General features: G+C 54.7%; 12 protein-coding genes. 6 read left to right on the top strand and 6 right to left on the bottom strand.

Annotation, left to right across the window (positions count from 1 at the left end; translation table 11 throughout):
* Positions 1-29: 29 nt before the first annotated feature.
* The 6 genes from AINA4_RS01185 to AINA4_RS01160 form a co-directional block, all read right to left on the bottom strand.
* Positions 30-974 carry an HNH endonuclease gene (locus tag AINA4_RS01185; protein ID WP_281787157.1) on the bottom strand — a complete coding sequence of 315 codons (945 nt, stop codon included), beginning with the start codon at positions 972-974 and terminating at the stop codon, positions 30-32.
* Positions 974-2,182: a DUF2130 domain-containing protein gene (locus AINA4_RS01180; RefSeq protein ID WP_281787156.1), complete on the bottom strand. Its 1,209-nt coding sequence runs from the start codon at positions 2,180-2,182 to the stop codon at positions 974-976. Before AINA4_RS01180 ends, AINA4_RS01185 begins: the two co-directional genes overlap by 1 nt.
* A gap of 154 nt (positions 2,183-2,336) precedes the next feature.
* Positions 2,337-3,098 (bottom strand): ABC transporter ATP-binding protein, encoded by a 762-nt coding sequence (locus AINA4_RS01175; protein WP_281787155.1) that lies wholly within the window; start codon positions 3,096-3,098, stop codon positions 2,337-2,339.
* On the bottom strand, positions 3,098-4,051 hold the full coding sequence (locus tag AINA4_RS01170; protein ID WP_281787154.1) for an ABC transporter ATP-binding protein: 954 nt from the start codon (positions 4,049-4,051) through the stop codon (positions 3,098-3,100). Before AINA4_RS01170 ends, AINA4_RS01175 begins: the two co-directional genes overlap by 1 nt.
* On the bottom strand, positions 4,044-5,030 hold the full coding sequence (locus tag AINA4_RS01165; protein WP_281787153.1) for a branched-chain amino acid ABC transporter permease: 987 nt from the start codon (positions 5,028-5,030) through the stop codon (positions 4,044-4,046). The genes AINA4_RS01170 and AINA4_RS01165 overlap by 8 nt, the downstream gene beginning before the upstream one ends.
* A gap of 11 nt (positions 5,031-5,041) precedes the next feature.
* On the bottom strand, positions 5,042-6,394 hold the full coding sequence (locus tag AINA4_RS01160) for a branched-chain amino acid ABC transporter permease (protein ID WP_281787152.1): 1,353 nt from the start codon (positions 6,392-6,394) through the stop codon (positions 5,042-5,044).
* 261 nt (positions 6,395-6,655) lie between these two features.
* On the opposite strand from AINA4_RS01160, the gene guaB reads away from it, so the two are divergent.
* The 6 genes from guaB to guaA are packed head-to-tail and all read left to right on the top strand — an operon-like array spanning position 6,656 to position 13,942.
* Positions 6,656-8,158 (top strand): IMP dehydrogenase, encoded by a 1,503-nt coding sequence (gene guaB, locus AINA4_RS01155; protein WP_281787151.1) that lies wholly within the window; start codon positions 6,656-6,658, stop codon positions 8,156-8,158.
* Positions 8,159-8,181: 23 nt separating this feature from the next.
* Positions 8,182-9,345: a GuaB3 family IMP dehydrogenase-related protein gene (locus AINA4_RS01150; protein WP_281787150.1), complete on the top strand. Its 1,164-nt coding sequence runs from the start codon at positions 8,182-8,184 to the stop codon at positions 9,343-9,345.
* Positions 9,345-11,096: a glycerol-3-phosphate dehydrogenase/oxidase gene (locus tag AINA4_RS01145; RefSeq protein WP_281787149.1), complete on the top strand. Its 1,752-nt coding sequence runs from the start codon at positions 9,345-9,347 to the stop codon at positions 11,094-11,096. The genes AINA4_RS01150 and AINA4_RS01145 overlap by 1 nt, the downstream gene beginning before the upstream one ends.
* A complete protein-coding gene (locus AINA4_RS01140; RefSeq protein WP_281787148.1) occupies positions 11,096-11,860 on the top strand; it encodes an SURF1 family cytochrome oxidase biogenesis protein in 765 nt (254 codons plus the stop codon). Before AINA4_RS01145 ends, AINA4_RS01140 begins: the two co-directional genes overlap by 1 nt.
* Before the next feature lie 4 nt (positions 11,861-11,864).
* On the top strand, positions 11,865-12,380 hold the full coding sequence (locus AINA4_RS01135; protein WP_281787147.1) for a DUF3817 domain-containing protein: 516 nt from the start codon (positions 11,865-11,867) through the stop codon (positions 12,378-12,380).
* Positions 12,377-13,942 (top strand): glutamine-hydrolyzing GMP synthase, encoded by a 1,566-nt coding sequence (gene guaA, locus AINA4_RS01130; RefSeq protein ID WP_281787146.1) that lies wholly within the window; start codon positions 12,377-12,379, stop codon positions 13,940-13,942. Before AINA4_RS01135 ends, guaA begins: the two co-directional genes overlap by 4 nt.
* Positions 13,943-14,023: the final 81 nt, after the last annotated feature.

The raw sequence follows: 14,023 nt of genomic DNA, 5'->3' as shown, positions 1-14,023 counted from the left end.
ACGTTTGTCCCGAAGTATTCTTATGGCTGTTATTGCTTAAACACATAATCTCGATGGTGCTCAAGGAAATGCTCCTGTGCTTCTGAGAATTCACCAACGTTTTCAATTCCTTGCAGCGACCAACGTTGAACAACGTCTTGGTTTAATTCGTTGCTGAGGAAAACGTCACCGTTCTTAGCAAAGGTCATATAGCCTCGATCAAATAGCCGGTCGATATGTGGCGATAGCAGAAGTCCGTTATTCCCGTCTAGACGCTCATCGCTCCCAGCAACAGACCAGGGCTTAATATGGCTAGCAATGAGGTAATTGTCATCACTTACTCCAGTGACTCGACACGTGTTTTCAAAAAGCTTGACTCGTTTTCTAAACAGTCCTTGGCCAACACGTGAAAGTACAAGGCGCTGCTTCTCGGTCTCACTGAGCACTGAGTTTTCCCAGATCGCCTGCTCATCTTCAACAAGGGCTTTTTCGAAAGGATCTGGCTCAACAAAAAATAGTGACTCTGGCTTGACTCCTATCTGACGCAGCAGATATTCCCCCAGTTGTTCAGAGATGAGAGAAAGATACATTCCCTGCGCTCCATGCCCTGTTTTCGCAATCAAAGGCGAATATTTTGCAGGCAATAAAGGCCCAATTTCATCAAGCCGATCTTTAGGTTTGAATTCTCTTGGAACTAAAGAGTAATCAACATCAACGCGCCAACCCTCATTTGCCCAGACTTCTCCCGCATCACCAGTGTGTGGCTTCATTGAGGTATATCCGCTGGAGAGAGCTGTACCTACGGCAACAATTCGAGTGTTGACATAACTGAAAATGATGTCTCCAGGTTTGACCAAGGACACATTGGTGTACGCAGTTAGGCTCTTCCCATCTTTTTGGAATTTCGGGGCCCACATATAACCCCCACGAACTTCTTCTTCAAAGGTTTGGTTTTGGGTGACCCACCAGTACTCAACATCATTTATGTTGATCATTACTCGAGCTCATTACCTTCGTTAGATATTGCTCTAACTTGTTTAAATTTCGCCGCCATCGTTGGATTACCCCTTGTCAACTTCTTAATTGAAATATCTTGGGCCTTGTCATTAGCAAGCCGCAGCTGACGGTCTGCAGAGATAAGTTCATCTTTGACCTTCTCCATCACCTTTATGGAGCGATCAATATCGGCGATAGCTTGAGCATGTTTTGCTGTGTAGGTGCTGTAGTTCTTGGAGAACCCATCTTTGAATGCTTCTAAGTGGACTTCAAAATTAGTGATGTCGATGTTCTGCTCTCGCATTTGAGCAAGCTCTGTCTTTACCTCAACTGATTTCAATGCTGCGTTACGCAGCAGAGTAATCATGGGGATAAAGAATTGAGGGCGAACCACAAACATTTTGGGGTATCTGTGAGACACGTCAACAATTCCCGCGTTGTAGAGCTCACTGTCTGATTCGAGTACTGAAACGAGGACGGCGTACTCACAACCCTTTTGGTGGCGGTCCTTGTCAAGTTCTTTGAAGAAGTCTTCATTCTTCTTTTTAGCAGAGGTTTCTTCAGCTTCGTTCTTCATCTCAAACATGATTGAGATCACCTCAACACCGTCAGAAGTGTTCTCTCGGAAGATGAAGTCTCCCTTGCTACCATCCTTGGCGTCATTATCCTTTGCGAAGTAGGCATTGGGGAAGGCCATCGCACGAACAGCATCAAACGCATTTAGACAGTGCTGCTCGAGAGTTTCTCCCAACATCTTGGTGGAGAGCTGAGTCTTTAGATCTTTCAACCTCTCAATCTGCTCTTTGTAATCCTTTAATTGGGTTTCATGTTTGTCGTTGAGAGATTGTTCCACCATTTGTTTTTCGAGCTCAGCACGCTCGACAGCGTGCTTGTAGTCATCACGTTCTTTCTCGACTTTAGAAAGCGCTTCTGTAACTGCAAGCTTTTTAACCGTCTCCATGTTGCTTAGCTCTGCAACAAGACGCTGAATCTCGTTTTCTTTCTCAGCTACCTTGGCCTTGAGCTTTTCAGCAACCTTAGCTTCAGCAAGCTCTATTTCTGTTGCTTTTTGCTCTTCAGCCAAAGCAAGACGCTGTTGTAGTTCAGATTCAAACTCTTGTGTACGGACCTGGTTCAGAATGTCTACATACCCTGCTTCATCAATCTTGAATGCTTTGTTGCAGTGTGGGCATACTATTTCGTGCATTTGTTCGGCCCCTCCCGAAAAATAGTTTTAGATGAGCAAAGTCTTTAAGGAATGGTCCTCGCTTCTCAGCATAGAGTCACCAAAAAAACATGTCAGCGTATTTGTAAATAAGAAAGCCCCCGCTATGCGGGGGCTTTCTTTATGTGTCTATCGACTACTTCTTCTCGTCAACATCCTTAGCCAGGGTTCCGAGGTACAGCTCGATGACCTTAGGGTCATCGGCTAGCTCGCGACCGGTGCCGGTGTAGGCATCGCGTCCCTGGTCGAGAACATATCCACGGTCAGCAATCTGGAGACAACGACGAGCGTTCTGCTCCACCATGATTACCGAGACGCCAGCTTTGTTGATTCGACGTGTACGAATGAAGGTCTCATCCTGACGAACAGGAGACAGACCAGCCGATGGCTCGTCCAGAAGAAGGACCTTGGGGTCCATCATCAGGGCGCGAGCCATTGCGACGGACTGACGCTCACCACCGGACAGCGACCCTGCACTCTGAGAACGACGGTCTCGGAGCACGGGGAAGATGTCAAAGATGGCCTCGAGACGTTCGTTCAAACGCTTGGGCTGCAGGAACAGACCCATCTGAAGGTTTTCTTCAATGGTCAGGCTGGGGAAGACGTTGTTGGTCTGAGGCACAAAGCCCACACCCATCTGTACCAGCTTGTTGGTCTTGAAACCGGTGATGTCTTCACCGTTGAGGACGACATTGCCCTCACGAATCTTGACCAGACCGAAGAGTGCCTTGAGCAGGGTGGACTTACCGGCACCGTTAGGGCCGATAATTCCAATGAGCTCACCAGGGTAGGCCTCGATGGAACATCCGTTGAGGATGTTCACACCGGGGAGGTAACCGGCAACAAGGTTGTCGGCGCGCAGTACTGGCTCAACACCAGGCTTGATGTCATTTGCCATTACTTCTTCTCCTTTGCAGCTGGAGCATCCATGGCACCGTCTTCGAGCAATGCGTCATCGCCGAGGTCGGTGTCGTGGTGGGCTCCCAGGTAGGCGTCGATCACAGCTTGGTCACTCATGACGGTGTCCGCTGGACCTTCCGCTACGACGCGACCTTCTGCCATCACGACAACCCAGTCTGAAATGTGGCGAACCATGTGCATGTCGTGCTCTACGAAGAGCACGGTCATGCCCTCGTCGCGCAGGGACTGGATGTGGCCCAGCAGTGACTGTGTCAGTGCGGGGTTCACACCAGCCATGGGCTCATCGAGCATGATCATGACGGGGTCGCTCATGAGAGCGCGGGCCATTTCGAGTAGTTTCTTCTGACCACCAGAGAGGCTACCGGCGAGGTCGTCTTTCTTCTCGAGCAGCTTGAAGCGCTCGAGAAGGGCGAGAGCCTTCTCGGTGTTTTCCTTCTCCTGGGCTGCCCAGAGAGGCTTGACAAAGGCTGCGAGGAAGTTTTCTCCACGCTGGTCCTTAGCACCCAAGAGAACGTTCTGGAGAACGGTCAGACGGGACAGTGCCTTGGTCAGCTGGAAGGTACGGACCATACCGCTCTTTGCTACCGAAGCAGCAGCGGTGTTTCCGAGGTACTTTCCGTTGAAGGTCCACTTCGCAGCCTTGTCAGCGGAGGGTCCACCAAACATCTTCTTTGCAGAAGTTGGCTGGTCGAATCCGGTGATGAGGTTGAAGAAGGTGGTCTTTCCGGCACCGTTAGGTCCGATCAGTGCGGTGATAACACCGCGCTGAACTTCGAGGTGGTCTACATCGACAGCACGGTTACCACCGAACTCACGAACGACGTTATCGACGGTGAGGATGGCATCGGGCTTGGATGCGCCAGGAGTGTGGGCAACGCTCTTGAGCTCAGCGCGAGCTTCAGCAGCGGTCTTGTTTGTGGTGCTAGACATTGAAGTTCAGCTCCTTCTTGTTACCCAAAATTCCTTGCGGTCTGAATATGACCAGAAGCATCAGTGCGACACCGACCATGATCCAGGAGAACTGTTCGGTCTGCTGCGTGTTCAAGATGGCATCGGGGACAAGGATGTCCACGGTGCCCTGGATGAAGATACGCAGTGCGAAGAACAGGATGGAACCGAGGACGGGACCCCAGATGGTGGCAGCACCACCGAGGAGCATCGCGGTCCAGATGAGGAAGGTCATGTTACGACCGAGAGCATCTGGCTGCACCGAGGTGGGGAGGACGTAGAACATACCTCCGATAGCACCGAGCACACCACCGATGATCAAGGACTGCATCTTGAAGGCGAAGACGTTCTTGCCGAGGCTGCGAACTGCGTCTTCGTCTTCACGGATGCCCTTGATCACACGACCCCAGGGGCTGCGCATGAGCAGCCAGACCAGGATGGCGAAAATCACTACAAGTGACCAGGCAACGATGCGGATGAACCATCCGTTCACACCAGTGTTGTCGAAGGTGAACCACAAGATGGTGGTCTGGCCGTCGGGGAATGGTGAGAGGGCGGAGAAGTCGTTGCGGTAACGCTCACCAGCAAGACCGTTAGAACCACCGGTGACATCGTTGAGTACCGAAGCACGGCCGACCATACGGACAATTTCCGCGGCGGCAATGGTCACGATAGCCAGATAGTCACCACGCAGTTTCAGGGTTGGTATACCCAGAAGCAACGCGAAGAGGGTTCCACCGGCGAGGGTGGCCAGCACGGCTGCCCAGAAAGGCCAGCCCATGATGGTGGTGACGGAGAATGCGTAGGCACCAACAAGCATGAAGCCTGCCTGCCCCATGTTGAGCAGTCCGGTGAAACCGAAGTGCACATTCAAACCAATTGCTGCGATAGCAAAGGCTGCGGTGGTCGGCAGAATAGCGTTCGCCGACATGTCATAGAAGACTTTGATCCACATATCCATGACTGTCCTCCTTAACCGATCCGCTCTTTGCGACCGAAGATACCCTGCGGACGAACCAGCAGGACAATGATCAGAAGCACAAGGGCTGTTGCGTACTTGAAGTCACCAGGGACGACCAGGTTGGCAAGCTCAACGGTCATACCGATAATGAGCGAACCAACGAGGGCACCGAAGGCGGTACCAAGACCACCCAGGGTAACTGCGGCGAACATGAGGAGCAGAAGCTGCATACCTGTCTGCCAGTTAATACCGTTGAGTACCAGACCGAGCATGACACCGGAGAGACCGGCGAGCGCGGTAGCGAGTACCCAGACGAGGCGGATGATGCGGTCTACGTCGATACCTGATGCTGCAGCAAGTGCTGGGTTGTCAGATACGGCGCGAGTCGCACGACCGGTACGAGTCTTGAGCAGGAACAGACCTACCAGGATGAGGACCACGATGGACAATCCCATGGCCCACAGTGACTCGAAGGTCAAGGTGACGGGGCCGATGGTGAAGGTGTCGGGGTTCTTCATCAGGATGCGGACGGTGGATGCACCGTAGAACATCTGGAAGGTGTACTGCAGGGCCAGTGCCAGACCGATGGTCACAATGATCATCTGGGTGAGGCTCAGGCCCTTCTTACGCAGAGGCTTCCATATCACCGCATCTTGGATGTAACCGGTGGCACCGGTGAGCACAACCACGATGAGGACGGTGAGGAAGATGTTCAGGCCGAGAACGTTTGCGAAGGTGTAACCCAGCAAACCACCCAAGGTGACCTGTTCAGCGTGAGAGAAGCTGGAGAGACCAGTGGTTCCGTAGATGAGGGACAGACCGATCGATGCTAACGCGAGGAGCAGACCCAGGCGCAAACCGGAGACGACTTGCTGTGCAAGGCGGTCCCAGTCAAAGCCGGTTGCTGCTGCATCCGGGTTAGTGCCACCGCCGTTGTCTGCGCCTCCATTGTCTCCACCGGAGACTTTGAAGATCGCACCCTTAGCGAATCCCAGCGTGATGTCACGCTCTTGGCTTGCTGCACCCTCCAGGGTGACGCCATCGGGAAGAGTGGCCTCATCGAGTGTGATTGTGTAAACGCCTGCAACAGTAACTGCAGCGCTCCACTTTCCGTCCTTGTCCGTGACAGCTACGACGTTTTGGTCGTTACCTGACACGGTGATTTCGACGCCTTCACCAGCACCCTTGATGGTTCCGTTAAAACACGCAGTCGCCGCGTCAGGAACACAAGGTTCGCTGGTTGCGGCGTGAGCAGAAATACCCTGCCCGAGCGTGAAAGTCAGAACCAACAGTCCCATGAGTACGCCGAAGAGCACTCGTAGGTTTTTAGGGCTGGTACGGCGCGCTAAAGCTGTGTTTACCACTGCACCTCCATAGGGAGAGCATTCGAACTGTTGGTCACGCAATGCCCTCCGTTTTGCTTCTCGAATGTCGACTTTGACAGACGATACGTGTTGATTATGTCGCACTTATTACATGAGCGCGATATTGCCAACAAAGGAAAACTTTAGTACGGGAATATGTGCTCTGTGCAACCCGTTAAGCTGGATGTCAAAGGGTTTACTGTAACGGCGCGGAAAAATGCCCAAAATTTCGGATAAATAGATTAAGAAATTGAGGAATCAATGGTCGAGAACGATCCATTTGGTTTTGTTGGACTCACTTACGACGACGTGCTGCTTCTTCCTGGCCACACGGATGTTATTCCCAGTGAAGCAAACACCTCGAGCCGTTTTACTCGCCGCATTACGCTGTCGAAGCCTCTGATCTCTAGTGCCATGGACACCGTGACCGAGGCACGCATGGCTATCGCCATGGCCCGCCAGGGCGGTATTGGCATCTTGCACCGCAACCTTTCTATTGAGGACCAGGCTGACCAGGTAGATAAGGTCAAGCGTTCTGAGTCCGGCATGATTACCAACCCTGTCACCACTACCGCGGACGCCACCGTTGCTGAGGTAGACCGTATGTGTGGTCAGTTCCGTGTCAGCGGTCTTCCTGTGGTCGATGCCGAAGGAACGCTCGTTGGCATTATTACCAACCGCGATATGCGCTTTGTCTCTGAAGCAGATAAGAAAAACCTCACCGTCAAAGAAATCATGACCCCCATGCCGTTGGTCACTGCTCAGGTGGGTGTCTCTGCCGATGACGCTATTGCTCTGCTGGCCAAGCACAAGATTGAGAAGCTGCCCATTGTTGATGGTGCTGGCAAGCTCACCGGTTTGATCACCACCAAAGACTTTGACAAGTCCGAGAAGTATCCCGACGCCACCAAAGATGAAGCAGGACGCTTGCGCGTCGGTGCCGCTATTGGTTTCTTTGGTGACGCCTGGCAGCGCGCAGAAGCACTGCGCGATGCAGGCGTCGATGTTCTCGTTGTGGACACCGCTAACGGTGACTCTGCTGGCGTGCTGGAGATCATTAAGAAGCTCAAGGCTGACCCTTCTTTTGCACACATCGATGTTGTTGGTGGCAACGTGGCAACACGTTCGGGCGCACAGGCACTCGTTGATGCCGGCGCTGACGGCATCAAGGTGGGTGTGGGCCCCGGCTCTATTTGCACCACGCGTGTTGTTGCTGGTGTGGGTGTTCCTCAGGTCACCGCGATCTGGGAGGCCTACCAGGCTGCTGGTCCTGCCGGTGTTCCCGTGATCGCTGATGGCGGTCTGCAGTACTCCGGTGACATTGCTAAGGCATTGGTTGCCGGTGCTGAGTCCGTCATGCTGGGCTCTCTCTTCGCAGGATGCGACGAGAGCCCAGGAGATCTCGTCTTTGATAACGGCAAGCAGTACAAGAGCTACCGCGGCATGGGATCTTTGGGTGCCCTACAGACTCGCGGCGAGCGCACCTCCTACTCGAAGGATCGTTACTTCCAATCTGACGTCCCCAGCGATGACAAGCTCATTGCTGAAGGTATTGAAGGCCGTGTGGCCTACCGCGGTCCCTTGGCCGCGGTGGCACACCAGCTGGTGGGTGGTTTACGCCAGTCCATGTTCTATGTGGGTGCTCGCAGTATTGACGAGCTTCGCTCGAAAGGAAAGTTTGTTCGCATTACTGCTGCCGGCTTGAAAGAGTCCCACCCTCACGACATCCAGATGGTTGTCGAAGCACCGAACTACCGTAAGTAACGAAAGACGTCTGGGGAACTACCGTGACTGAAATTGAAATTGGGCGTTCAAAGCGCGCACGCCGGGCGTTCGCCTTTGACGACATTGCTGTCGTTCCCTCCAGGCGCACACGTGACCCTCAGGATGTCTCGGTGTCCTGGAGCATTGATGCCTACCAGTTTGAGATTCCTATCTTGGCTGCCCCCATGGACTCTGTGGTCTCCCCCGAGACAGCCATTGCCATGGGCAAGCACGGTGGTGTGGGTGTACTCAACCTCGAGGGTGTGTGGACTCGCTACGAGAACCCTCTTCCTGTTCTTTCCGAGATTCGTTCTCTCCCTGCAGCAACCGCAACCAAGCGGATGCAGGAGATTTATGCCGAGCCCATTAAGGCAGAGCTGATTACTGCACGTCTGGCTGAGATTCGCGCAGCTGGTGTGACCGTTGCTGCAGCACTGTCTCCTCAGCGCACACAAGAGTTTTACCAAACCGTGGTCAATGCCGGTGTTGACCTGTTTGTGATCCGTGGCAATACGGTCTCGGCAGAGCACGTCTCGAAAGAAACCGAAGCACTGAACCTCAAGAAGTTCATTTATGAACTGGATGTTCCTGTCATTGTTGGTGGCGCAGCCACCTACACCGCAGCCCTGCACTTGATGCGCACCGGTGCTGCTGGTGTCTTGGTCGGCTTCGGTGGTGGCGCTGCTACGACCACACGTGCTTCTCTCGGTATTCACGCACCGATGGCTACTGCCATCGCAGATATTGCCGGTGCACGCCGTGACTACATGGATGAGTCTGGTGGCCGTTACGTCCACGTCATCGCAGATGGTGGCTTAGGCACCTCTGGTGACGTGGTCAAAGCGATTGCGTGTGGTGCTGACGCTGTCATGCTCGGTTCTGCACTGGCTCGTGCCACGGAAGCGCCTGGTGGCGGATGGCACTGGGGTCAGGAAGCACACCACGGTGAGCTTCCTCGCGGTAACCGTGTTCACGTGGGCCAGGTCGCACCGTTAGAAGAACTTCTCTACGGTCCTGCCACCGTCGCTGACGGTAGCGCCAACATCGTTGGCGCTCTGCGTCGCTCGATGGCCACCACTGGTTACTCGGACCTCAAAGAGTTCCAGCGGGTTGAGGTTGTTGTTTCTCCCTACAACCCTGCGGCACACGGTGCCACAACGATTTCTTCGGCAGATCCGGCTCTCTAATGTCTCAGTCAGCTTCAGCTTCGGGTGTTCACGGAATTCTCAATGCACACACCCGCGCTGAAGCCTTGGCTGCCATGCAGTCGCAGGAACTTGATGTTCTTGTTATTGGTGGCGGCATTGTCGGCTCTGGGTGTGCCCTTGATGCGGCTACCCGTGGATTGACTGTTGGTGTTGTTGAAGCTCAGGACTGGGCGGCAGGAACTTCGAGCCGCTCCTCCAAGTTGGTGCACGGTGGTATTCGCTACTTAGAACAGTTGGACTTCCACCTTGTTCGTGAAGCGCTCATTGAACGCGGTCTGTTGCTGCAGCAGATTGCTCCCCACCTAGTCAAGCCCATCCGTTTTCTCTACCCCGTAGAGCACCCCGTCTGGGAGCGTGCGTATGTGGGGGCAGGCATGCTGCTCTATGACGCGTTCTCCTGGATGGGCGGACGCCGCCCTGGGGTTCGACACCACCGTCACCTCAGCAAACGTCAGATTGGTTTGGCCGCGCCCAGCTTGCGCTCCTCGGGCATCATCGGCGGCATGAGCTACTACGACGGTCGCGTGGATGATGCGCGCTATGTGGCGAACCTGGTTCGCACTGCGGTCGCCAACGGCGCCTACGCGGCGAACCGCACCGAGGTAATTGGTTTCATCCAAGAACAAGGGCGCGTTGTGGGTGTGACCGTGCGGGATGTGGAAACCGGAAACGAATTCCCTATCCGTGCCAAGCAGATCATTAACTCCACCGGAGTGTGGACAGGGGAAACCCAAGAGCTCGTGCACGATGGTGGCACGCTGCGCGTGCGAGCATCGAAGGGAATCCACATTGTGGTTCCTCGGGACCGCTTCAAGTCCGTCATGGGCTTGATCATGCGCACCGAGAAGAGTGTGCTCTTTGTTATTCCGTGGGGACGTCACTGGATTATTGGCACCACAGATACGGACTGGCACTACGACAAGGTGCACCCATCTGCCACCGCAGAAGATATTCAATACCTCCTTGACCACGTGAACTCAGTACTCGACGACCCCATCACCCACGATGACATTGAGGGTGTGTATGTGGGTCTGCGTCCATTGCTGGCAGGCAACTCTGAATCCACCGCCAAGCTCAGCCGTGAACACGTGGTGGTCAAGCCCAAGCCGGGTCTCGTGCTGATTGCAGGCGGCAAGTGGACCACGTATCGCGTCATGGCCAATGACGCCGTTAATGCAGCCGTGGAGGAGCTCAATGCTGGTGACCCTGCGTGGAATATTCCAGGAAGCATCACCTCTGCTGTTCCCCTGCTGGGCGCTGCCGGATACAAGGGTGCCTGGAACCGTCGTGCTCGCACCGCACGCGATAGTGGGCTCACTGTTGCACAGGTGGAACACCTGCTCAACCGCTACGGCTCGATGGCCGATGAGGTGCTGGAGATCATTGCGCAGGATGCTGCCCAAGCACAGACTTTGCCGGGTAACCCTGACTACCTGCTCGCTGAGGTGACCTATGCGGTGACGCACGAAGGTGCTTTGCACATCGAAGATGTGCTCACCCGTCGCACGCGCGTCAACATTGAAACCCGCGACCGCGGCGTTGCCGCGGCACCGCTCGTGGCCAAGATTTTAGGCAAGCACCTGGGCTGGAGTGCAGCACAAGAAAAGACCGAAGTGAAGAACTATCGCTTGACCATCGAGGCAGAGTTTGCAGCCGAACAGCAAACCACTGACGAGGCAGCCAACGCTATTCGGACAGCCGTGCCCAACATTGTTGAGGCTCCGGCCTAATGCTCAAGACCGCGCTGAAACCTCAGTGGATTGCCTTTCTCATTTTCGTGATGGCAGCCGCTGCTGTTTTTGCCTGGGCAGGAAAGTGGCAGTTAGAACGCGCCATCTTGTCTTCTCAGCCGGTAAACACCGAGTCGGAGATTGTGGTTCCGCTGGAGGAACTGCAGGTTCCCGGTGTCGCTATTTCTGAAATAGCGGGTGGACACATGACAGAGGTTACGGGTTATCTCGCTGCCGAGTCCTACACGCTGCTCACAGGCCGTCTCAACTATGGCGAGTCAGGGTATTGGTTGGTTGGTCGCTTGATCACTCCAGAGGCATCACTTCCTGTTGCCCTGGGCTGGACACCGGATGAGGACGTTGCGCTGACTGCCCTGGCAGAATTCAACGCTGCTCCTGCCGGGGAAGAAAAGCTCTACACCGGACGCTTTATGCCCACCGAGGCACCGGATGTTCCAAACCCTGGCATGGACCCGCTCAGCGAGAACACACTTTCTGTTGCTTCTCTGGTGAACATCTGGCCCGACTTCGCCGGGCTCGTCTATGAGGGCTACCTCATTGATAGTGAAGCGCCCCCTGGTTTTGACGTCATTGAGTCCATTCCACCCATGAATGAGGGTGCGGTGAACTGGCTCAACATCTTCTATGCGCTCGAGTGGATTATCTTTGCTGGCTTTGCGTTCTTTATTTGGTGGCGCTTGGTTAAAGATGCCTATGAGCGCGAACTTGAGGAACAAGAGCAAGCACAGGGACAAGTAAACTAGAGCCATGCCTTTAGCCCCTCGCGCCGCTGATATCCCACGAATTCCTGGGGCACTGAAGTTCTACAAGGTCATGTCCTTCATCACAGGTGGCTTCCTGCTGCTGTTGTGTGCAGAGATGATCTTGAAGTACTGCATCGATATCCGCACCAACTCTTTTGTGTGGCCGGGTGGAATGACAAATCCTGAAACCGGAGAGTTTGTCTTCTTTGAACCTGGCTACGAAATTGAAGCATTTGGGCCCAATGGTTTCCTTGCTCTCGTGCCTTCTGACACCGTGGAAGCTATAAACCTGTCTCTGGGTATCTTGATTATCCACGGTTGGTTATATGTGATTTATCTCTTCGCAGGCTTCCGCATCTGGTCCAAAATGCGCTGGGACTTTGGCAAGCTTTTCTTCATTGCCTTGGGTGGAATCATCCCCGGTCTTTCTTTCTACGTTGAAGCTAAATACGCCAAGCTGGTCGATGCATTTCTGGAAACACAGAACACCGCAGCCGCTACCAAAGGAGAGGCCGCGTGAGCCAGCCCCAGCCCGTTCTCGTCGTTGACTTCGGAGCACAATACGCTCAGCTCATTGCTCGCCGTGTGCGCGAAGCTGGTGTGTATTCCGAGATTGTTCCTCACTCGATTACTGCCGCTGAAGTAAGCGCGAAGAACCCTGTGGGTATTGTGCTCTCGGGTGGACCCTCCAGCGTCTATGAGCCTGGCTCCCCCACGCTCGACCCCGCCATCTTGGAGCTGGGAATTCCCGTCTTTGGTATTTGCTACGGCTTCCAGGTCATGGCTCAGGCTCTAGGTGGAACGGTTGCACAAACCGGTGGCCGTGAATACGGCGCCACCGATGTGGCCATCACGGCAGAACACGCCCTCGTGGGCGGTCAGCCTGTCACCCAGACCGTGTGGATGAGTCACGGTGACCAGGTTGCCACTGCACCGGCTGGCTTCACTGTCGTTGCCTCGACGGACGCAACCCCGGTTGCGGCCTTCGCCAACGACGAGCGCAAACTCTATGGCGTGCAATGGCACCCTGAAGTCAAGCACTCAGAGTGCGGCCAGGACCTGCTGGAGAACTTCTTGCACAAGTGTGCTGGGCTTCCTGCGGACTGGAACAGCGAGAACGTCATTGAGACTCAGGTTGCTGCTATCCGCGCTCAGGTGGGCTCAGGACGCGTGATCTGTGGTCTTTCTGGTGGTGTGGACTCCGCTGTGGCTGCTGCCATTGTTCACAAGGCTGTGGGCGACCAGCTGGTGTGTGTCTTTGTGGACCACGGACTTTTGCGTCAAGATGAACGCCGCCAGGTTGAAGAAGACTACGTCAAGGCCACCGGTATTCGCCTGGTCACCGTCGATGCCCGCGAACAGTTCCTCACCGCACTAGCGGGTGTGAGCGACCCCGAAACCAAACGCAAGATTATTGGCCGCGAATTTATTCGCACCTTTGAGCAGGCAGAACGCGACCTCATGGCCGAAGCTGAGGCAGATGGGGAACCCATCAAGTTCTTGGTTCAGGGAACGCTCTACCCCGACGTCGTGGAATCTGGTGGTGGCAGTGGAACTGCCAACATCAAGAGCCACCACAACGTTGGTGGTCTTCCCGAAGACCTCCAGTTTGAACTCGTGGAGCCTCTGCGAACCCTCTTCAAGGATGAGGTGCGCGCCATCGGCCGCGAGCTGGGTCTTCCTCACGAGATCGTGGGACGCCAGCCCTTCCCTGGTCCTGGACTGGGTATTCGCATCGTCGGTGAGGTCACGCAAGAGCGTCTCGACCTGCTGCGCGAAGCAGATGCAATTGTTCGTCACGAACTCAGCGCAGCTGGTCTGGACGATGAGATTTGGCAGTGCCCTGTTGTTCTGCTCGCGGATGTGCGCTCGGTAGGCGTCATGGGTGATGGTCGCACCTACGGACACCCCATTGTGTTGCGCCCTGTCTCCTCAGAGGACGCTATGACAGCAGACTGGACCCGTCTGCCCTATGACCTCCTAGCCAAGATCTCTAACCGCATTACCAACGAGGTGGCTGGGGTCAACCGCGTCGTGCTGGATGTCACCAGCAAGCCCCCAGGAACTATTGAGTGGGAGTAAGTTCCCCCAACACAAAGATGCTCCGAGAATTTCTTCTCGGAGCATCTTTTGTTCAGACCAAGCGATCACCAAAACGCTTGG

Origin of the sequence: Aurantimicrobium sp. INA4, from assembly GCF_027924525.1 — a bacterium.
In the GTDB taxonomy this organism is placed as follows: domain Bacteria; phylum Actinomycetota; class Actinomycetes; order Actinomycetales; family Microbacteriaceae; genus Aurantimicrobium.
This window is presented reverse-complemented; position numbering and strand designations above follow the sequence as displayed.

Bases quoted from the DNA above. Each gene is read 5' to 3' on its own strand.
- AINA4_RS01185 (WP_281787157.1), bottom strand. From the start codon at position 974: ATGATCAACATAAATGATGTTGAGTACTGGTGGGTCACCCAAAACCAA.
- AINA4_RS01180 (WP_281787156.1), bottom strand. From the start codon at position 2,182: ATGCACGAAATAGTATGCCCACACTGCAACAAAGCATTCAAGATTGAT.
- AINA4_RS01175 (WP_281787155.1), bottom strand. From the start codon at position 3,098: ATGGCAAATGACATCAAGCCTGGTGTTGAGCCAGTACTGCGCGCCGAC.
- AINA4_RS01170 (WP_281787154.1), bottom strand. From the start codon at position 4,051: ATGTCTAGCACCACAAACAAGACCGCTGCTGAAGCTCGCGCTGAGCTC.
- AINA4_RS01165 (WP_281787153.1), bottom strand. From the start codon at position 5,030: ATGGATATGTGGATCAAAGTCTTCTATGACATGTCGGCGAACGCTATT.
- guaB (WP_281787151.1), top strand. From the start codon at position 6,656: ATGGTCGAGAACGATCCATTTGGTTTTGTTGGACTCACTTACGACGAC.
- AINA4_RS01145 (WP_281787149.1), top strand. From the start codon at position 9,345: ATGTCTCAGTCAGCTTCAGCTTCGGGTGTTCACGGAATTCTCAATGCA.
- AINA4_RS01140 (WP_281787148.1), top strand. From the start codon at position 11,096: ATGCTCAAGACCGCGCTGAAACCTCAGTGGATTGCCTTTCTCATTTTC.
- AINA4_RS01135 (WP_281787147.1), top strand. From the start codon at position 11,865: ATGCCTTTAGCCCCTCGCGCCGCTGATATCCCACGAATTCCTGGGGCA.